We start from the raw sequence: 17,904 nt of genomic DNA, 5'->3' as shown, positions 1-17,904 counted from the left end.
TCAGCTCAGCGCGGCGTCTCCCTTGGCAGCGCGCCACGCCCGAGCCAGCGACGAGGCTGCCACGTCCACATCCTCGGCCGTGGTGCCGTGGCCCAGCGTGAGCCGCACCGCACCCAGCGCATCCTCGGGTGGCAACCCCATGGCGAGCAGGACGGAGGAAGCTGTCTCTCCTCCTTCGTGGCACGCCGATCCCGTGGAGGCCGCTACCTCTGGGGCTCCCGCCAGCACCGCGCTGCCCCGGACTCCTGGGAAGCGGACATTGAGCGTGTTGGGCAGCCGCTCCGTCGGGTGCCCGGTGAGCCGCATGCCGGGAACCTCCGCCTGCAGCCGCCACCAGAGCCGCTCGCGCAGCTCCGCCAGTGCCGCCGTCCCCTGCGCCATCCGTCCTCGCGCCAGCTCACACGCGGCGCCCAGGCCGACGATGTACGGCACATTCTCCGTGCCCGGCCGCAGCCCGTGCTCCTGCCCGCCTCCGAGCGCGAATGGCTGGAGCGGCGTACCTTGCCGGACATAGAGCGCACCCACGCCCTTGGGCGCGTACAGCTTGTGCCCCACCACCGTGAGCAGATCCACGCCGAGCCGCTCCACATCCACCGGCACCTTGCCCACCGACTGCGCAGCGTCCGTGTGCACCAGCGCGCCCTGCGCATGCGCCAGCGCCGCCAGCTCTCGGACGGGCTGCAGCACCCCTGTCTCGTTGTTGGCGTGGATGAGCGTCACCAGCGCCGTGTCCTTCCGGAGCGCGGCGGCGGCCTCGTCCACGCGCAGCCGCCCCTCGGCGTCCACGCCCGCCCGAGACACCGTCCAGCCCTGGCGCTCCAGGTGGAGGCATGGCCGCTCCGTGGCGGGGTGCTCGATGGTGGAGGTGAGCAGGTGCCGCCGCTCGGGCCGGGCCTGTGCCACGCCGCGGATGGCCAGGTTGTTGGCCTCGGTGCCTCCGGAGGTGAAGAAGATCTCCTCCGCCCGCGCGTGCAGGAGCTCCGCCACCTGCGCCCGCGCTCGTTCCACCGCCTCCTTCGCGCGGCGCCCGTAGGGGTGGGTGCTCGAGGGGTTGCCGAACTCGTCGCGCAGGTACGGCAGCATCGCCTCCAACACCTCGGGTGCTACGGGCGTAGTGGCGTTGAAGTCGAGGTAGATGGGTCGCTCGGGGCGGGACATGGGTGACGCTCCAGCTTCACGGCGCCTGCATCAGGACTGCGAGGAGCCGATCTCCTCGAAGAGGATCTTCTTTCCGTCGGGCCGGACGAAGTACTTGTGGACGACGAGGCCGGGGTGCGCCTTGCGCAGCTCCTCGGCGGCGGCCTCCAGGTCCTTGAGCTGCTGCTCTGCGATGAACTCCGCGCCCAGCGCGCCGTGGCGAGACTGGTAGTAGCCGCAGCCGGCATGGGCCAGCAGCAGCACCTCTTGGATGTGGTGGCCCCGGATGAGGAAGTTCGCCGCGCGGGTCACCATGTCGCTCTCCATGTAGTCCGCGGACCAGCGATTGAGCAGGCCAGGACCTCCCGGGAGGGTGAGCGTGTCGATGCGCCCATGTCCCAGGTGCCGCGCCAGTTCCTCCACCGGCTCCGTGAAGCGGCCGTCCGAGCAGTACACAGCGAGGACATCGGGGTGGGCGGCCTCGTAAGGCATCTTGGCAACGAAGGGCTTGGGCATGGGGCGAGCCTAGGCGCGAGTCATGCTTCGCCCCAAGAGGAGCAACCGCTCAGTGTGTCGCGGGCTTCACGGCGCCAGGGGCCGGTGCGGGCGGCGTGCCCTGCGAGGGCGGGGCGACCAACGAGGGGGCCGTGGGCGGAGCCGTGGGGCGTGCCAGGGTGGTGGGCATGTCCGCGAAGGCGTAGGCCGTCCAGGCCACCGCGGCGGTGCTCTTCGCGAGGGCCTCGGGATCCACCTTGTCCAGCGTGTCGGCGTGGGTGTGGTGCACGTCGAAGTAGCGGCTGCTGTCCACCCTCACGACGAAGAAGGGGACCTGCGCGGACACCATGGGGGACAGGTCTGCGCCCCCAGCCTCTCCCGACATGAGCTTGCCCGCACCCAACGCGGCCAGCGGGCTCAGCCAGGGCTGCACCAGCTCGGAGGCGCCCTCACCGGCTCGGAGCGCCACGCCCAGCGGGCGGCCTCCGCCTGCATCCATCTCCATCGCGGCGACGTGGCGCGGCAGTTCGGCGGCGTGCGCCTCGGCGTAGGCCCTGGCGCCGCGCAGTCCGTTCTCCTCGTTCATGAAGAGCACCACGCGCACGGTGCGGCGCGGTGCGGGCTTCTGCCGAGCGATGAGCCGCGCGGCCTCCATCACCATCACGACGCCGGCGCCATCATCGTGCGCGCCCGAGCCCACGTCCCACGAGTCCAGGTGCGCGCCGAGCAGGACGATCTCCTCGGGCTTCGCGCTGCCTTTGACTTCGGCCACGACGTTGAAGGAGTCCGCATCCGGGAGGTTCTTGCAGCCGAGCACCACGTGCACCCGGGCGGAGCCACCGTTGGCCAGGACGCGGTGCAGCAACTCGGCACCCTCCACGGTGACGGAGGCTGCGGGGATGGGAGCGACTCCATCATCGAAGCGGGTGGAGCCGGTGTGCGGGGTGCTGAGGGAAGCAGTGGCCAGCGAGCGAACCAGGGTGGCCACGGCTCCAGCCTTGGCGGCCACGGAGGGCCCATGGCCGCGCAGGCCGGCGAAGCGGCCGTAGTCTTCTGCCTCCTTCATGGTGTGGTTGAAGAAGACGATGCGGCCCTTCACGCGATCCCCGAGCGCCGTGAGTTCTTCGATCGAGGAGACCTCCACGACGTCGGCGGTGATGCCCTCGGGAGGAGTCTCCACACTCCCGCCCAGGGCCATCACCTGAAGCGAGTGCCCGCGGAAGCGATCCGAGGGGAGCAGCTCCGCGCGCTCCTCGCCGCGGATCCAGTGGGGGACCTTCACAGGCTCGGTCCACGCTTTCACGCCATCGGCCTTGAAGGAGCGCAGGGCCCACTGCACGGAGGCCTCAGAGGCCTCGGAGCCAGCGAGGCGCGCGCCGACGCCATCGGTGAGCTCAGTGAGGCGCGAGTACGCATGGCCGTCGGTGAGGGCGGGGCCCACGAGCCGCTCGGCGACCTGGAGCTGAGCGGTAGTGGGGCCGACGGCCTTCGTGGCCGCGGGAGGCGGGTTGCTCGCTGTACCCGCCTTGGGGGCGGCAGGCGCGGCGAGGAGACTGATCATCAACGCGGGAGAAAGAACAAGGGTAGTCGCGGGCACGATGACGCTCCGAAAGAGGCACCGCACTCTCCGGCGTCACCTGCGTCCTCGCAAGCGTTTCCCACCAGGAGCCGCTCGCTTCCCTGAGTGCCCCTCTCTCCGGCTTACGCCTACGATAGGTGCCATGAGAGACGCAAAGAGGGCGCTAGCTCTCTGCCTGGCCGTCATGCTCGGGTGGCTCGCCTCCGGGTGCGCGGCGGCAGTGCCGTGCCTGCCGGGTGAACCCTCGGTGAACTGCTGCATCAAAAAGTTCCCACTCACCCCCGAGGAGAGCTGCGGCGTGCCCGCCGACGAGGCTCTCCGGCTGCTGGAGGCCATGGCGGCAGCGGGCCAGCTGTTGGCGGACGATGCTTCAGCGGGAGAAGAGGAATCCTCAGAGGAGGCCGAAGAAACCGAGGCCGAGGCCGCCTCCGCCTCGCCCGAGCCTCCGCAGTGCACGGGCCAGAAGCACCACGTCATCTCCCGGCCCATTGCCAAGGCACTGGCAAGACACGAGACACTGCGCGGATTGTACAAGCCTCGGGATCCACGTTTCGTGACTCAGGCCCGGAGCAAGAGAGCGCATTGCGGCTATCAGTACTGGCACCGCGATGTGGACCGGGAGGTCATTGAGTGGCTCAGGACGCACAAGGAAGCTTCTGCGGAGGAATTCGAGGCGTTCCTGCGCGAACTCTACAGCCGCTCAGCCTTGCGATGGAGGTTTCCCCATGGCTTCTGACGTGCAGCCTGAGCCGCGTTTCTTCGTGCTCAAGGACGACATGCACGGTCGCTACGACACCCAGGCTCTCGATGCCGATTCTTCCCATTCTGGAGACGCCCCCCGATGCCCCCAATGCGGCAGCATCATCGGCATGAGGACGTGGCTCCCTCCCTACCGCGTCGAGTTGGAGCTGTATGGAGAGGAGTTCGGCGACTTCGTGGAGAGCACTGGATATGACTTCCTCATCTCCGAACGCTTCGCGCAATCCTTCAAGGCCGAGAGCCTGACAGGTCTGCTCGGCTTCCACCCCGTCGAGGTGGAGCGCGTGCGCAAGAAGCGCAAGAAGTCCAAGGACACCCTCATGCCTCGTTACTTCGCCGTTACCGCTTGCTTCGGTCGCGGCGCCCTGGACGAGGCTCGCAGTCGCATCCGCCGCAACAAACCCGTCACCTGCCAGGAGTGCCGCTCCACTGGAGTGGACGCCATCCACGGCTTCGCCCTGGAGCCGGGCACCTGGCAAGGCGAGGACATCTTCCGCCCCCGAGGTGAGCAGGGCAGCATCTTCGTCTCCGAGCGCTTCGCTCAGTTCATCCAGCGCCATGCGCTCACGAACATGAAGCTCACGCCCATCGAGGACTACGTCTGGGACCCGCTGGAGCGAGGGCCACCGTAACTCCCGGTGACCCTCCACTGCTCCAGAGTTCCCCCGCTCAGTCCTGCTCGGTCGTGAGCGACAACCCGGGCGCCCAGGCCTCGCCGCCCTCTTGCTCGAAGAAGAACCTCGCGCGCTGACGAGGCGTATTGCCCATCTCGTTCATCGTCGCCGCGTCGAACAGCCGCCCGTTCACCATCGTGTAGCGCACGGACTCCGTATTGCGCAGGTTCTCCAGCGGGTTCTTGTCCAGGACGATCAGGTCCGCCAGCTTGCCCTGCTCCAACGAGCCGATGTCCTTGTCCAACCCCAGGTAGTGCGCACCCGACAGCGTCGCGGCCCGCAGCACCTGCAGCGGCTTCATCCCTCCCTGGCCGAGCATCCACATCTCCCAGTGAGCCCCCAGTCCCTCGCGCTGGCCGTGCGCGCCGAGCTGCACGCTCACCCCCACGTCATTCAACTCCCGCGCCACCCGCGCCGCGTTGAAGTGGTTGAACTCGCCCTCTGGCGCCACCATCCGCCGCCGGCTACGCGAGTCCACCACGCGCCTGGGCACCAGGGACATCAACCGCGAGTCCTCCCAGACGTTCGTCGTCGCGTACCAGTACTCCTCGCCCATCAGTCCGCCGTACGCGACGATCAGCGTCGGCGTGTAGCCCGTCTTGCTCTGGCTCCACAGCTGCTTCACGTCCGCATACACGCTCGCCACCGGCACCGCGTGCTCTACGCCCGTGTGCCCATCCACCACCATCCCCATGTTGTGGTGGTAGAGCGAGCCGCCCTCGGGCACCACCATCATCTGCAGCTCGCGCGCCGCCTGGAGCACCTTCTGCTTCTGGTCCCGCCTCGGCTGGTTGTAGCTCTTCACGCTGAAGGCCCCCACCGCCTTGAGCCTCCGCAGGTGCGAGCGCGCATCGTCCAGCGTCTCGATGGGCGCCTTGTACCCCACGCCCTGCGCTCCATAGAGGATGGTGCCCGTGGAGTAGATGCGCGGCGCGACGATGCGCCCCGCCTTCCCCAGCTCGCTCGCGGCGAATATCTCGGACGTCGAGTTCGATGGGTCATGCAGCGTCGTCACCCCGAACCCTAGGGACGCGTAGTTCACCCAGCTCTGCTCCGGGATGATGCCATCCGAGCCCATGGGTCCGTGCCAGTGCACGTCCACCAGCCCCGGCATGATCGTCTTCCCGCGCACGTCGATGACCTTGGCGCCCCCGGGCACCTTCACCTCCCCTTGCTTGCCCACCGCCACGATCCGGTTGTCACGCACCACCACCACGCCGTCCTCGATGACTTCATCCCCGCGCATGGTGATGACGCGCCCGCCCACCAGCGCCACCGCGCCCTTGGGCACATCCGTCTGCATCTCGAAGCCGATGTTCACCCCCTTGGCCGGGGCGTCGGGCAGCTTCTCCGGCGCGCCCTCCACGAAGCGGAAGGCCTCGCGCAGCTCGCGCGTGAACAGCTCGGGCCCCAGCGACCAGTGCAGCCGCTTCGAGTCCCCGGACCAGTGCATGTAATCGCCCGCGTCCCGGGACACCTTCGCCACGGGCAGTGCCTTGCCATCCTTGCTCACCGCAGCGGCCTTCCCGCCGTGCGGCAGGGGCATGACGTACGCGTTGAAGCTCTCTCGGAACGCCACCCACCGCTCATCCGGCGAGACGCGGAAGCCCTCCACCTCGGAGCTGGTGAGGTGCGTGCGCGGCTCGCTCGCATCCAGGCCGATGCTGCGCAGCTCGCGTTTGTCTTCCTTCTCAGCCTCTTCCACCGAAAGGTAGAACACCCGGTCAGAGCCTGCCCCGAAGTGCGGCTGCTCGCCCTCCTTCACCAGCCGCCGCGGCTTGCCTCCGTTGCGACCGATGACGTACAGCCCCTGCTCGTGGCTCCACTGGCCGGGCAGCAGGTACCCGCCTCCACCCGCGCGGTAGACGATGAAGCGCCCATCCGGGGAGAACGCGGGCTCGCGGTAGAAGCCCGGCTGCGCGCTCACCACCTGGCCCTCTCCGCCCGAGGCCGGCGCCACACGGATGCTCCCGTACTTCTCGTCATCCCACGTCGTGTAGACGATGGAGCGGCCGTCTCGAGAGAAGGAGGGGAACATCTCGAAATGGTCCGTCTGCTTCGTGAGCCGGCGAGGCGTGCCGTTGGGCAGCTCGCGCACATAGAGGTTGCCGAGCGCCTGGTACACCACGCGGTCTCCCTGGGGAGACACCTGCACCCAGCGCAGCATCTTCACGGGGAAGCGATCCGGGGCCACGTTCTGCGTGAAGCGCAGGGCTTCGGCGATGGTGCGGGTGTCCTTCACATGGAAGGGAATGGGCGTAACGCGCCGGGAGGCCACGTCGATGCGGCTCAGCTTGCCGCCAGCCCAGAAGACGAGGGACTTGCTGTCCGGCGTCCAGGCCATCGTCGGGTACACGCCGTGAATAGCCCATGCCTCCTGCATGTCGCGATCGAGCCCATCGAAGAGGGCCCGCTCCGCCCCCGAGGCCATGTCCGCCGAGTACAGCGTCGTCTTCCCACGCACGCGCCGGATGAAGGCCAGCTGCTTGCCATCGGGTGAAGGAGTGGGGCGCACCGAGCCGCCCGGCCCGGAGATGAACGGATCGATCTCCCGCGTCTCCATATCCAACCGTTGGATGACGTAGATCTGCCCGTTGGGATCCTTGTTGTACTCGAAGGTCCTGCCCGGGGTGACGTCCTGGCTGAAGTAGATGTAGCGACCGTCGGGAGAGAACACGGGCTCGCCGACGTCCTTCTGCTCATTGGGACGCTCGGTGAGCTGGACGCCCTCGCCGCCGGAGCGGTGGTAGAGCCAGATCTCTCCGGCGCCCAGCGAGCGCTTGGAGGTGAAGTGCTTGCGTCCGACGAGGTACTGCCCATCCGGCGACCAAGCGGGGCTGTTGAGGAGCCGGAACTTCTCCTGCGTCACCGGCTGCGGATCCGAGCCGTCGCGCTTCATGATCCAGAGGTTGTCGCCTCCGCCGCGATCGCTCGTGAAGGCGATGGACTTGCCGTCGGGGCTGTAGCGAGGCTGGAAGTCCCAGGCCACGCCGTGGGTGAGGGGCTTGGCCTCACCGCCGTTGATGGGCAGGGTGTAGATGTCGCCGAGCAGGTCGAAGGCGATCTCGTCTCCGCGAGGGCTCACGTCCACGCTCATCCAGGTGCCCTCGGTGACATCGAGGGTTGCCTCGGTGGACGGCGCATTGGGAGCGTTGACGTTCCACTCGGCGCCACCGTCCGGAGTGCCGGGGGGCAGAGGTACGCCCGCGTCGACCTGGGTGGCCTCGGCAGCGATGCGAGCGGGATCCTTCTTCGGTGGAGGCTGAGGGTCGGGCCGGACGGAAGGCGGAGTCTGAGCGCCGGCGGAGAGCACCAGGCCGGACACGAGGAAGACGCAGCACAGTAACGGCAACAGTCGATTCACGGGGGGTCCTGGAAGTTCGAGGCGCGCGGATACTAGCCAAACAGAACGAGCCGCGGCGCATGCCATTCCCAAGAACCTGGACAGAGCGATCGCCCCCTGGAGCATCCGAGGAGGTTCGACTATCACGGTGCCACCCATGCCCTCTGAAACTCCGTCTCCGCCACCGTCCCAGAGTGCGGCCTGGGTGCTGCCCGTGCTCGCCGTGGGCACCACCGTCCTCCACCTGCTCTTCGCCGGGCGCTATGGCTACTTCCGCGACGAGCTTTACTTCATCGCCTGCGGCCAGCACCTCGCATGGGGCTACGTGGACCAGCCGCCGCTCATCGCCGTGCTGGCCCGGCTCACCACCTCTGTCTTCAGTGAATCCCTCGTGGGCCTGCGCGTGCTGCCCGCGCTCGCCGCGGGAGGGCTCGTGGCGCTCACCGGGTGGCTTGCACGTCGGCTGGGCGGAGGTTCCTATGCCGTCGCACTCGCGGGCGTGGCCACGGCGCTGGCTCCCATCTTCCTTGCCTTCGGACACATGCTCACGATGAATGCCTTCGAGCCCCTCTTCTGGATGGGCTGCGCGGCGCTCCTCGTCGAGATGATTCGCACTGAAGAGCGGAAACTGTGGCTCGGCGTGGGAGCGCTCGTCGGTATCGGCGTGCTCAACAAGCACTCCATGGGCTTCTTCTCCCTCTGTCTGGCCCTGGGGCTCCTGCTCACGCCTCAGCGACGGCTCATGCGCAGCCGATGGCTCGTGCTTGGCGGAGTGCTCGCTGTCGCGCTCGTGCTGCCTCACTTCCTTTGGCAGCTTGGCCACGGCTGGCCCATGTTCGAGCTGCTCCGCAATGGGCAGCTGTACAAGAACGCACCGTTCGCCCTCGGCGAGTTCTTCTCCGGGCAGCTGCTCCTCCTCCATCCGCTCTTCGCTCCGCTGTGGCTCTCCGGGCTGGGCTTCCTGCTCTTCGCTCGTTCGGCGCGCCCCTACCGTGCGCTGGCGTTCGGCTTCCTGCTACTGCTCGGGCTCTACATCGCCCTGAAGGCCAAGGCCTATTACATGGCCCCCGCCTACCCCATGCTGTTCGCCGCTGGCGCGGGGTTCGTCGAGACAGCCGTGCGCCGGATGCTCCCGAGGGCCGTGGTCCTCATAGTGGTTGCGGCGGGCGGACTGGTGCTCGCGCCCTTGTCCCTGCCGGTGCTCTCGGAGGAGCAGTTCATCTCCTACCAGCGCGCACTCGGCCTCGATCCCCCACGCACCGAGCGCCATCGCATGGGCGCTCTGCCCCAGCACTATGCGGATCAGCACGGCTGGCGGGAGCTCGTCTCGGCGGTGGCGGAGGTCTACCGGCGGCTGTCTCCCGAAGAACAGGCGCGGACGATGATCTTCGCGCAGAACTACGGCCAGGCGGGCGCCATCGACTGGCTCGGCCGCGCGTACGGACTGCCCCCCGCTCGTTCCGGGCACAACAACTACTTCCTGTGGGGCCCCGGAGACATCGAGCCCACGGTGGTCCTCATCCTGGGCGGAGACGCCGAGGACCATGCCGAGGAGTGCTCACAGGTGGAGTTGGCCGCGCGTCTCCCGCCCAACCCCTACGTCATGCCGTACGAGGACCAGCTGCCGCTCTACCTCTGCCGAGGCCTCAAGCAGCCCGTGGCCCGCCTCTGGCCGAACGAGAAGCACTACCAGTGAGCGACCGGTCCGCCGTGTCCCGCGGGGCCTCGATCGGCATCACTTGACGACGATGCGGTACTCCTTGCGCCCGCTCGCGGTCCACACGAGGAGCGTCGTCTCTCCAGCCTTCAGGCCGTCGATGCGAACGTCTCCGCCACCCACGACCGAGGCGTCGGCGACGTCGGGATTCCCCAGCGCCAGGCGCGTCAGGCCGACAAGCTCGAGGGTCTTCGAGCTCCCCGCGCGCACGGTAAGGGTCTCCGGCGCGGCCTTGGGGGCGGGCTGAGGGTCCGCCTCGGCGAACACGGGAACGGAGAACAGCGACACGGCCACCAGGATGCTGCGAACGAAGCGCCTCATGGCTCTTCCTCCCTTTCGCCCAGATGACACTGGGAGTCGGAGACATTGCACGCGGGCGCAGAGGAATCCCACGACGCACCGCACCACCCCGCTCCTGGCCCATCCGAATCCGGCCTCCGCGGCCCTTTCCTTGTTACAGCTCCCGATCGGACGCTTCTACAGGGTGAAGCGCAGCTTCTCCGAGGATCACCCGCAGAGGCCCACATGTGGCGGAGGCCTCAAGCCGATCGCTGGTAGACACCCGCAGCCTCGGTTGAGGCCCGCTCCGCCCACCATTCAACCCTTCGTGATCGGCTGCGTTCTCGGCACATCGAATGCTTCCAGTGTCGAGGCGCGCATCCACGGAGGAGCGCGGGGGAAGGGCGTCATGGGGCTGAGGGAGCTGAAAGAGGCGGCGCACCAGCAGTTCGTGCGAGGCAAGTTTGCTCAGTGTGCGCAGACGTATCAGCAGGTCCTCCGTCTGGCGCCGAGGGATCCGAACATGCACGTGCGGCACGCCGAGGCGTGTCGGCGCGCGGGAGATCGGCTGCAGGCCATCGCCTCGTACCGGGCCGCGGCGCAGTTGCTGCTGGAGCTGGGCTGTGAGTCTCGCGCGCGCGGGGCGCTGAAGGTCGCGCTCGAGCTGGATCCGAGGGATCCGATCCTTCAGGCGGAGATCGCTCGCCTGGATCCGCATGCCCAGGAGACCTTCTCTCCCCCTTCGCCGGAGGCGCTGCCACTGCTGCCGCCCCTGGAGCCTGGCTGGGATACCCTTCCTCCGCCTGCTCCAGCGGCGCGCCCGCTGAGGGCCTCGCGCCCCGAGGAGCTGCTGCGGCAGACCGCGCTGCCAAAGATCCACCGGGCATTGCCCTCCGCGCCTTCGGTGCCGCCGCTCACTCCTCCCGTGATCTTGCCTGCCCCACGAGTTCCCTCCGCGGCCTCGGGCGCGGCACAACGCCCGGCGGCAGCGGGACCGCAGGTTCAGGTGACCCGGCCGGTAGTGCCTCCTGTGGCCGCACCTGCTTCGGCAACTGCGGCTCCAGAGCCCTCGAAGGACGCTGCTCCGCGCCTGGAGATCCGCCGCTTGTCTGCGACGACCCTCGCGTTCCGCAGCTCGCCCAACGACAGCTGGGCCGTCATCCGCTCACAAGCGCCGCTCGAGATGCATGTGGTGGAGAACCTGGATCAGCTTCCACCCATGGTGCGTGACTTCACGGTCGACATCAGCGTGGAGTCCGCGGCCGACACGGCCTCCAGCGCGGTGCACTGACGCGCTTCGCGGCGTCCAGGTGAACCGGCGGAGCGGGGAACCGCTCCTGAGCCGAAGCTCACCGCCATCTTGGCATTGCCAGGCAGGGGCAAGGCGCACCCGTCCCAGTGAGAGCTTGCTGGCTGGACGCTTGCTCGAATGCTCACCCAGGAACCGGGGAGCAAGGCTGCGGCTCAGCCTGCTCGCTCTGGCTACGACCGGGATTCACTTCGAAAAACAGGAGGTCCACTCGATGCGGCGGCGGCTCAGCCCTCCCTCGTGAGGAAGGCTGCCAGCCAGCGCGGGAGAACCGGCACTGCGGTGACTACATGGAGACGGGCTCGTTCTCCTTCTTCTCGGGAGCCGTCGCGTTCACGGGCGCTTCGCAGTGGTCGCTCTTGCGGTTGGGGTGGCAGTGCCGGATGCCGTACACGTGGTGGCAGCCGCAGGCATCCACCCGCTTCTTCGCGCACACCGACGGGTTGAAGGACTGGCCCGAGAGCTGGACCGGAGGAGCCGCATGCAACGCCACAGACAGAATCAGACCACCCAGAGTCACCATCGCCCTACCCCCTGTTGCTATGCGAGATGAATGGGGACGCCGCGCAACTGCGGCAAGCCCTCGGTCCTACCCAGCGGATCCAGATGTGCGGGACCGAAACATCGCTCGCAAGGCAACCTGTCCCTCCCTCGAGGACAAGGCGGCTACGAGGGAAGTGATGTCCGGTGGCTCACGAGGCTGGCGCAGGCACGAGATAGGCAGTGAGGAACTGCACGATGGCGCTCGCAAAAGGGGTGTGCTGCCCCGCCGCATCTCGATCATCGATGACGGCGATGAACCGGCGGATCTCCTCGTCGCTGGCGCCTTCCTGCAAGAGAGCCATCGCCCCTTCAATGGCCGCACGTCTCATCGCCATGAGCTTCGGGATCCCCAAGCCCAGCGTTGCGATGGCATGCTGAGCACTGGCAGCCCTGGCGGGATCAGGACTCGATCGGATTCCTCCCGCGCTGTCGAAGATGAAGTACTCCCGACACTCGGGTAGCAGAGGGTGAACACCGAGAGGCTCGTGGCCCTTCAGGTGACCACAGTGCGCGGGCTCCCTGGGGAGTTCGCCCTGACAGGAGGCCAGGAGGTTGGAGAACTCCAAGGCCCGATGCGGAGCGGCATGGCGTGATTCCAGATGCTCGATATGAGAGCCACGCATGTCCACCCGCTGCTCGCAGTAGGAGCAGACGAAACCCTGATCCCTCAGCAGTGCCGTGAGGACCTCGGGCTTCTCGGGCTTCTGGAAATTGTCCCAACTCGGCTGCCAGTCTGGCGAGGCCAGCGCCTTCCAGGCGGTGAAGGCAGCGGGTTCAGCGCTGCGGACGATGGGGCGCACCGGTCAGCATCTCCTTGCGTCGGATCAGGACATCTCCCTTTGCGAAGCTCGGCTCGTCGGAGCCAATCTCCTCCTCCAGTTGGCGTCGAAGCGCCTTGGCCTCGTCGAGCTTGCCATCGTCGATCAAGCGGAAGAACTGGATCAGTTGCTCCTTGATGCGCCGGGGCCGCTCGTCCACGCCCATCAGGTCCTCGAGGATCCGGTTGCTATCGAGACCGAAAGAGGACTCTGGGCGCCGTGCGACGGTCTCACCGTCCTTGCGCTCCAGCAGATAGATGCACTCCGGCTTCACTTCGCTGATGACCTGCGGCGAGTGCGTGGTGACGATGAACTGGCAGTGGGGGAACGTCCGCTCCAGGGCGGGAAGGAGCATCCGCTGCCAGCGTGGATGGAGGTGCAGGTCCACCTCGTCGATGAGCACAACACCCTCACTCAGTCGCGGATCCGCTGCTATTGGGTTCAGGATGGAGAGCCGCCTCGCGAGATCACTCACCAGCGTCAGGAGGGCCTTTTCTCCGGAGGAAAGCTGAGTGACATCGAGGATCTCCTCATTCTTTTGCACCGTCATGCGCTTCCGCTTCCGCTCAATCCGAAGATGAGAGAAGCCCTGAAGCAGGGCGGCTACAGCGGTACGAACGGCTTCGAGCTGTGGATCCAGGAACGCACGATTGTCCTTTGCGCGCTCTTCGTTTTCGATGTCTTCGCGCTCTCGAAACCACGCGTAGAACGCGTCGAAGGTCTTCCTTCCCGCGGGATAGGCATCACGGAAGGCGTCGGCTGGCTCGCTGACTCTCGAATTGTCCAGATGCGAGGTCTCCGACCACTGACCCCGGCTCGTCGCGTACTGCACCACCAAGGGGAAGAGTTGCTTCTTCCTCAGATGCCCGACCAGGGCTTCAAGGTCGGAATGTTCCCAGTCGAATTCCCAACGCCGACCCGACGTTGTCCTCCTCCATGAGAACTTGTCGCCCCCCTCCGAAGCCTGGATGGAGAGCGTCAAGGAGTCTGCTCCCACTCGAATGTCATGATCGGCGGACGGCCCCAACCCGCCAGTGGTCATGAGGAAGGGGCCTGGAGAACGAACCAGCTCGGTGGAGAGCACTTGGAGCAATACCGCCAATGCGTCGAGGATGGCCGACTTGCCCACGCCATTGATGCCCACCAGGACCGTGGTCTGCGTGGGGAACTCCAGCTCGAGGTGGCGGATGCCCCGGAAGTTGGTCAGCTCCAGTCGCTCGACGCGCATTCCCCTGCTCCTTCGTGGCCCATGGCCCACAACGTTCCTTACGCCAGAAGCGCCCGCTCGGCACGAAACCGCTTGCCCCCTGGCCCGCCTACCTCACAGCGTATCCTGGGTTATCACGCCTGCGAGTCAGCCTCCTCCGGAGGGTACCGTCGCTGCCGCGTGTTGAATGACCCCGGGAGGGCTGCACCATGGGTTGGATTCAAAGGTTGGAGAAGGTCTCGGAAGGCCACTACGTGCTGCCGAAGACCAAGACGATGCGGGTCCATGCCGACCTGTTCCTCTCGGACAAGCTCCTCTACGGCGACGGCGCCGAAACCCCCGGCCTGGAGGAGGCTGTCTTCGATCAAGTCGTCAACGCCGCCTCCTTCCCCGGCGTCACCCGCGTCGCCGTCACTCCGGACTGTCACGTGGGCTACGGCGTGCCCATCGGCACCGTGGTGGAAACCGACGGCATCCTCCTCCCCACCGCCGCCGGCTACGACATCGGCTGCGGCATGGTGCAGCTCAAGACGACCCTCACCGCCGAGGACGTGGCCGACAAGGAGAAGCGCCGGCGGTGGATCGACGAAGTCACCCAGCGCATCGCCGTGGGCGTCGGCGCCAGCCGGGTGCAGAAGCAGCGCCGCGTCTCCCCCAGCACCTTCGCCGAAGTCGTCCGCCACGGCGCCAAGGCCCTCGGCCGCAACGCCTCCACCACCGAGCGCGACTTCATCCCCGTCGAGGATGACCGGGTGGACATCCCCGAGAAGGCCCACGACAAGCGGGACCAGCTCGGCAGCCTCGGCGGCGGCAACCACTTCACCGAGATGCAGGTGGATCAGGACGGCCGCGTGTGGGTGATGCTGCACACCGGCAGCCGCGGCTTCGGGTGGAACATCGCCAAGCACTTCTTCGTCGAGGGCGCGCACGCCCTGGGCCTCAAGAGCCGCAGCGAGGACTTCGTCTGGCTGGATGCCGAGTCCAAGCTCGGCCGCGAGTACTGGAACCTCCACAACATGGCGGCCAACTTCGCGGTGGCCAATCGGCTCATCATCGGCGAGGCCGTGTGCGCCGCGCTCGAAGAGGTGTTCGGCGGCACCGCGGACATCTATTACGAGATCTCCCACAACCTCATCCAGAAGGAGGCCGGTAAGTTCGTGGCCCGCAAGGGCGCCACCCGCGCCTTCCCCAAGGGCCACCCCGCCCTGAAGAAGACGGCGTGGGAGCACACCGGCCACCCCATCCTCATCCCCGGCTCCATGGAGACGGGCAGCGCCATCCTTTTCGCCGAGGAGGGTGCCGCCAAGTCCATCTACTCGGTGAACCACGGCTCGGGCCGGCGGCTGTCTCGCGGCGAGGCCCGGCGCGTGCTCCAGCAGGAGGAGACGGACAAGCGCATGGCCCAGGCTGGCATTCTCCTCAATACCCGCCAGACGCCGCTGGACGAGTCGGGGCCCTGCTACAAGAACCTCGACGACGTGCTGGACACGGTGGAGATGGCGGGGCTGGCCAAGGTGGAACGCCGCCTCAAGCCGGTGGCCTGCATCAAGGGCGCGGACTGAGGCCGGGCCGCCCCTGGCACCCTCCTCTCTAGAGGGTGCTTGCCTGCCTGCCTACCGGATTCACCCCGGGTGGGACTTCAGGGGGCTCGTGGGCGGGACGCAGGGGCGCTAGAGTGGACTCCCTCCGGAGCCCGCCGAGATGAGCCCGCCGTCCCACACCCAACGTCCCAATGCCCGCGAGTCCGAGCTGGCTCGCGAAGAGTCCGAGCTGGGCTCCCAGGAGTCCCGGCTCGCGGATCAGGTCTCCCGCGCTACCCAGGAGGCCCAGTCCCTCGCTTCTCGGCTGACCCAGGTCCGCACCGAGCTGGGCCGGGCCCAGTCCGAGCACTCCGAGGACATTTCGCTCCCGGAGATCGGCGCGAGGCTCCAGGCCGCCGCCATCCCCGAGCTGGCCGTGGAGGCAGCCCGCGAGAAGGCGCTCTCCGCCCGCGAGAAGGCTCTGGAGGCCCGCCGCCAGGCCACGCAGGAGATGACGATCGCCCTGCACGCCTTCCAGCAGCAGACCACCGCGCTGACGAAGGAGCTGGCCGAGGCCGAGGCACGGCTCAAGGAACTCGCCGAGGCCGCCGCTCGGGCTCGCCGCGAGCAGGAGGCCGCCCGCGCCCGCGAGGCCCAGAAGGCTCGCACCGGGTCCAGGCCCCAGTTCTCCCCGGGTGCCGCGACCGCCGCTGCCGCTGCCGCCTCCACCGTTCGGAGCGTGCCGAAGCGCGAGCACGCGCGGGTCCGCCTGCAGACAAACATCCACCTGGGCAGCGACTCGAACTTCTTCACGGGCTTCTCCACGGACGTCAGCTCGGGCGGCGTCTTCATCGCCACGGTGGAGACGGTGCCGCGAGGCACCCAGGTGGACCTGGACCTCGTGCTGCCCGGCGGCCGGCCGCTGAAGACCCATGGGGTGGTGCGCTGGCTGCGCGAGCCGAACTCTCACACGCCGGACCTGATGCCAGGCGTGGGGGTCCAGTTCCAAGACCTGCAGCCTGAGCTGGCCTCGCTCATCAACGACTTCGTGCGCAAGCGCGAGCCGCTCTTCTACCCGGACTGAGCAGCCTCTCCAGAGGTCCCCTCCGGGCGCGGTTCGAGCCAACTGCTCGGCGTTCGGCGTCAGCCCGCCACGCCGAGGGTGAACATGAGCTCGTACAGCCAGCCCTGCACGTAGCCGATGGGCCCCGAGATGATCCCCCGCCCGAAGAACACGAGGCCGATGAGCAGGAACGGGCTGAACTGCACCACGCGATCCCACAGGCCGCGCAGCCGGTAGGGCAGCACGCCCTCCACCACCCGGCTGCCATCGAGCGGCGGCACGGGCAGCATGTTGAAGATGGCCAGGGCCACGTTCATCGCCACGGCGATCACCACGAAGCGGTGCAGGCCCGGATTGGCATCTATCGTGCCAGGTGCGAAGCGCAGGGTGAGCCCGTAGAACACGGCACTGGCGATGGCCAGCAGCAGATTGGACAGCGGGCCGGCCACGGCGGTGAGCATCATCCCCGTCGTCATGTTCACGCCTCGCCGGAAGCGCGCCGGATTGACGGGCACCGGCTTGGCCCAGCCGAAGGGGATGCCCAACAGCGGCAGCAGCAACGTGCCGATCGGGTCGATGTGCGCCACCGGGTTGAGCGTCAATCGCCCCTGGAGGGCCGCGGTGTCGTCCCCCAGTTTCCACGCGCTCCAGGCGTGGGCGAACTCGTGCACTGTCAGGGACAGGACGAGCGGGATGAGCAGCATCACCCGATCCATGATGATTTGGGGGTCCATGGGCCTCTTCTTTAGAGCGGAGGCCTGGGTCAGCGCCAGTCATCCGTGAGGAGGGGTACGGAGAACCTCCGGAGGCATTGCTGGGCACGGCTCCGCTCACCAGCGAACACAAGCGGCTGGCTGCCTGCCCGGGGGTGCTTAGGTTGCCAGCAGCATCTTCGCCAGACGGGGCCCAGCGCCCCATCGAGGGGGGCCAGTCATGAGGAGCGATATCGAAGCACCGCCCACCCACGGAGTCGGCGCGGCGGCACGAGGCCGCCATGGCTGGCGCCCGCGGTGGGACTCGCGCCGCTCGACCCCGCCCGAGACACCGGCTAGAGAGGCCTCAGGCTCGACGTCGACCCCGGAGGCCGCGGTGGAGAAGGTCAACCTGGAGGAGAAGTTCTCGCGGTTCTCCGAGCACTGGCAGCCCAAGGTGGTCGGCGAGCTGAACGGGCAGCAGGTGAAGCTGGCCAAGGTGCTGGGCGCGTTCGACTGGCACCAGCACGACAACGAGGACGAGCTCTTCCTGGTGGTGAAGGGCCGGCTGCGCCTGGAGATGCGGGACCGGACGGTGGTGCTGGACCCCGGAGAGTTCTTCATCGTCCCCCGAGGCGTGGAGCACCGGCCCGTGGCGGAGGAGGAGGTCCACATGCTCATGTTCGAGCCCGCCTCCACGCTGAACACCGGCAACCTGCGAAACGAGCGGACGGTCGAGAGCCCGGAGCGGCTCTAGCTCCCCCCTCGC

At 67.7% G+C, this 17,904-nt stretch carries 16 protein-coding genes; 7 read left to right on the top strand and 9 right to left on the bottom strand.

Annotation, left to right across the window (positions count from 1 at the left end; translation table 11 throughout):
• Genes KY501_RS36840 through KY501_RS36830 form a run of 3 tightly spaced genes read right to left on the bottom strand, consistent with a single transcriptional unit; the run spans position 1 to position 3,229 of the window.
• Positions 1 to 1,158 (bottom strand): cysteine desulfurase family protein, encoded by a 1,158-nt coding sequence (locus tag KY501_RS36840; RefSeq protein WP_224368558.1) that lies wholly within the window; start codon positions 1,156 to 1,158, stop codon positions 1 to 3.
• 30 nt (positions 1,159 to 1,188) lie between these two features.
• Positions 1,189 to 1,653 (bottom strand): carbonic anhydrase, encoded by a 465-nt coding sequence (locus tag KY501_RS36835; protein ID WP_224368557.1) that lies wholly within the window; start codon positions 1,651 to 1,653, stop codon positions 1,189 to 1,191.
• A gap of 49 nt (positions 1,654 to 1,702) precedes the next feature.
• Positions 1,703 to 3,229 carry a M20/M25/M40 family metallo-hydrolase gene (locus tag KY501_RS36830; protein WP_224368556.1) on the bottom strand — a complete coding sequence of 509 codons (1,527 nt, stop codon included), beginning with the start codon at positions 3,227 to 3,229 and terminating at the stop codon, positions 1,703 to 1,705.
• Positions 3,230 to 3,353: 124 nt separating this feature from the next.
• On the opposite strand from KY501_RS36830, the gene KY501_RS36825 reads away from it, so the two are divergent.
• The gene (locus tag KY501_RS36825; RefSeq protein ID WP_224368555.1) at positions 3,354 to 3,947 is read left to right on the top strand and encodes a Wall-associated protein precursor; all 594 of its coding nucleotides are present in this window, start codon (positions 3,354 to 3,356) and stop codon (positions 3,945 to 3,947) included.
• The gene (locus KY501_RS36820; protein WP_224368554.1) at positions 3,937 to 4,602 is read left to right on the top strand and encodes an imm11 family protein; all 666 of its coding nucleotides are present in this window, start codon (positions 3,937 to 3,939) and stop codon (positions 4,600 to 4,602) included. Before KY501_RS36825 ends, KY501_RS36820 begins: the two co-directional genes overlap by 11 nt.
• 37 nt (positions 4,603 to 4,639) lie before the next feature.
• On the opposite strand, the gene KY501_RS36815 is transcribed toward KY501_RS36820, so the two are convergent.
• Positions 4,640 to 8,008, bottom strand: coding sequence for an amidohydrolase family protein (locus tag KY501_RS36815; RefSeq protein WP_224368553.1), 3,369 nt, complete (start codon positions 8,006 to 8,008; stop codon positions 4,640 to 4,642).
• Positions 8,009 to 8,144: 136 nt separating this feature from the next.
• On the opposite strand from KY501_RS36815, the gene KY501_RS36810 reads away from it, so the two are divergent.
• Positions 8,145 to 9,683 (top strand): ArnT family glycosyltransferase, encoded by a 1,539-nt coding sequence (locus tag KY501_RS36810; protein WP_224368552.1) that lies wholly within the window; start codon positions 8,145 to 8,147, stop codon positions 9,681 to 9,683.
• A 39-nt stretch (positions 9,684 to 9,722) separates the two neighbouring features.
• On the opposite strand, the gene KY501_RS36805 is transcribed toward KY501_RS36810, so the two are convergent.
• Positions 9,723 to 10,025 carry a pilus assembly protein N-terminal domain-containing protein gene (locus KY501_RS36805; protein ID WP_224368551.1) on the bottom strand — a complete coding sequence of 101 codons (303 nt, stop codon included), beginning with the start codon at positions 10,023 to 10,025 and terminating at the stop codon, positions 9,723 to 9,725.
• A 367-nt stretch (positions 10,026 to 10,392) separates the two neighbouring features.
• On the opposite strand from KY501_RS36805, the gene KY501_RS36800 reads away from it, so the two are divergent.
• The gene (locus tag KY501_RS36800) at positions 10,393 to 11,274 is read left to right on the top strand and encodes a hypothetical protein (RefSeq protein ID WP_224368550.1); all 882 of its coding nucleotides are present in this window, start codon (positions 10,393 to 10,395) and stop codon (positions 11,272 to 11,274) included.
• Positions 11,275 to 11,578: 304 nt separating this feature from the next.
• Here KY501_RS36800 and KY501_RS36795 read toward each other — a convergent pair whose 3' ends face one another.
• From KY501_RS36795 to KY501_RS36785, 3 genes are all read right to left on the bottom strand, one after another.
• The gene (locus tag KY501_RS36795; protein ID WP_224368549.1) at positions 11,579 to 11,815 is read right to left on the bottom strand and encodes a hypothetical protein; all 237 of its coding nucleotides are present in this window, start codon (positions 11,813 to 11,815) and stop codon (positions 11,579 to 11,581) included.
• Between the two features lie 169 nt (positions 11,816 to 11,984).
• Positions 11,985 to 12,635 carry a retron system putative HNH endonuclease gene (locus KY501_RS36790; RefSeq protein WP_224368548.1) on the bottom strand — a complete coding sequence of 217 codons (651 nt, stop codon included), beginning with the start codon at positions 12,633 to 12,635 and terminating at the stop codon, positions 11,985 to 11,987.
• Positions 12,610 to 13,881, bottom strand: coding sequence for an AAA family ATPase (locus KY501_RS36785; RefSeq protein ID WP_224368547.1), 1,272 nt, complete (start codon positions 13,879 to 13,881; stop codon positions 12,610 to 12,612). The genes KY501_RS36790 and KY501_RS36785 overlap by 26 nt, the downstream gene beginning before the upstream one ends.
• Before the next feature lie 188 nt (positions 13,882 to 14,069).
• On the opposite strand from KY501_RS36785, the gene KY501_RS36780 reads away from it, so the two are divergent.
• Together KY501_RS36780 and KY501_RS36775 are read left to right on the top strand one after the other, a co-directional pair.
• Positions 14,070 to 15,422, top strand: coding sequence for an RtcB family protein (locus KY501_RS36780; protein WP_224368546.1), 1,353 nt, complete (start codon positions 14,070 to 14,072; stop codon positions 15,420 to 15,422).
• A 139-nt stretch (positions 15,423 to 15,561) separates the two neighbouring features.
• Positions 15,562 to 16,464 (top strand): TIGR02266 family protein, encoded by a 903-nt coding sequence (locus KY501_RS36775; RefSeq protein ID WP_224368545.1) that lies wholly within the window; start codon positions 15,562 to 15,564, stop codon positions 16,462 to 16,464.
• Between the two features lie 59 nt (positions 16,465 to 16,523).
• Here the strand turns inward: KY501_RS36775 and KY501_RS36770 are convergent, their stop codons facing one another.
• Complete coding sequence (locus tag KY501_RS36770) at positions 16,524 to 17,177, bottom strand: site-2 protease family protein (protein ID WP_224368544.1); 654 nt, start codon at positions 17,175 to 17,177, stop codon at positions 16,524 to 16,526.
• A gap of 199 nt (positions 17,178 to 17,376) precedes the next feature.
• Between KY501_RS36770 and KY501_RS36765 the strand changes: the two genes are divergently transcribed.
• Positions 17,377 to 17,892: a cupin domain-containing protein gene (locus KY501_RS36765; RefSeq protein ID WP_224368543.1), complete on the top strand. Its 516-nt coding sequence runs from the start codon at positions 17,377 to 17,379 to the stop codon at positions 17,890 to 17,892.
• The last annotated feature ends 12 nt before the right edge of the window (positions 17,893 to 17,904 follow it).

Source organism: Hyalangium versicolor (assembly GCF_020103695.1).
Classification (GTDB): Bacteria; Myxococcota; Myxococcia; order Myxococcales; family Myxococcaceae; genus Hyalangium; species Hyalangium versicolor.
Note: the sequence above shows the minus strand (reverse complement) of the source record. Positions and strands in the feature narration are given on the sequence as shown.

What these genes read in the sequence shown, in the direction of transcription:
- KY501_RS36840 (WP_224368558.1), bottom strand. Translation starts at nt 1,158, where the DNA reads ATGTCCCGCCCCGAGCGACCCATCTACCTCGACTTCAACGCCACTACG.
- KY501_RS36835 (WP_224368557.1), bottom strand. Translation starts at nt 1,653, where the DNA reads ATGCCCAAGCCCTTCGTTGCCAAGATGCCTTACGAGGCCGCCCACCCC.
- KY501_RS36825 (WP_224368555.1), top strand. Translation starts at nt 3,354, where the DNA reads ATGAGAGACGCAAAGAGGGCGCTAGCTCTCTGCCTGGCCGTCATGCTC.
- KY501_RS36820 (WP_224368554.1), top strand. Translation starts at nt 3,937, where the DNA reads ATGGCTTCTGACGTGCAGCCTGAGCCGCGTTTCTTCGTGCTCAAGGAC.
- KY501_RS36810 (WP_224368552.1), top strand. Translation starts at nt 8,145, where the DNA reads ATGCCCTCTGAAACTCCGTCTCCGCCACCGTCCCAGAGTGCGGCCTGG.
- KY501_RS36805 (WP_224368551.1), bottom strand. Translation starts at nt 10,025, where the DNA reads ATGAGGCGCTTCGTTCGCAGCATCCTGGTGGCCGTGTCGCTGTTCTCC.
- KY501_RS36800 (WP_224368550.1), top strand. Translation starts at nt 10,393, where the DNA reads ATGGGGCTGAGGGAGCTGAAAGAGGCGGCGCACCAGCAGTTCGTGCGA.
- KY501_RS36795 (WP_224368549.1), bottom strand. Translation starts at nt 11,815, where the DNA reads ATGGTGACTCTGGGTGGTCTGATTCTGTCTGTGGCGTTGCATGCGGCT.
- KY501_RS36785 (WP_224368547.1), bottom strand. Translation starts at nt 13,881, where the DNA reads ATGCGCGTCGAGCGACTGGAGCTGACCAACTTCCGGGGCATCCGCCAC.
- KY501_RS36780 (WP_224368546.1), top strand. Translation starts at nt 14,070, where the DNA reads ATGGGTTGGATTCAAAGGTTGGAGAAGGTCTCGGAAGGCCACTACGTG.
- KY501_RS36775 (WP_224368545.1), top strand. Translation starts at nt 15,562, where the DNA reads ATGAGCCCGCCGTCCCACACCCAACGTCCCAATGCCCGCGAGTCCGAG.
- KY501_RS36770 (WP_224368544.1), bottom strand. Translation starts at nt 17,177, where the DNA reads ATGGACCCCCAAATCATCATGGATCGGGTGATGCTGCTCATCCCGCTC.
- KY501_RS36765 (WP_224368543.1), top strand. Translation starts at nt 17,377, where the DNA reads ATGAGGAGCGATATCGAAGCACCGCCCACCCACGGAGTCGGCGCGGCG.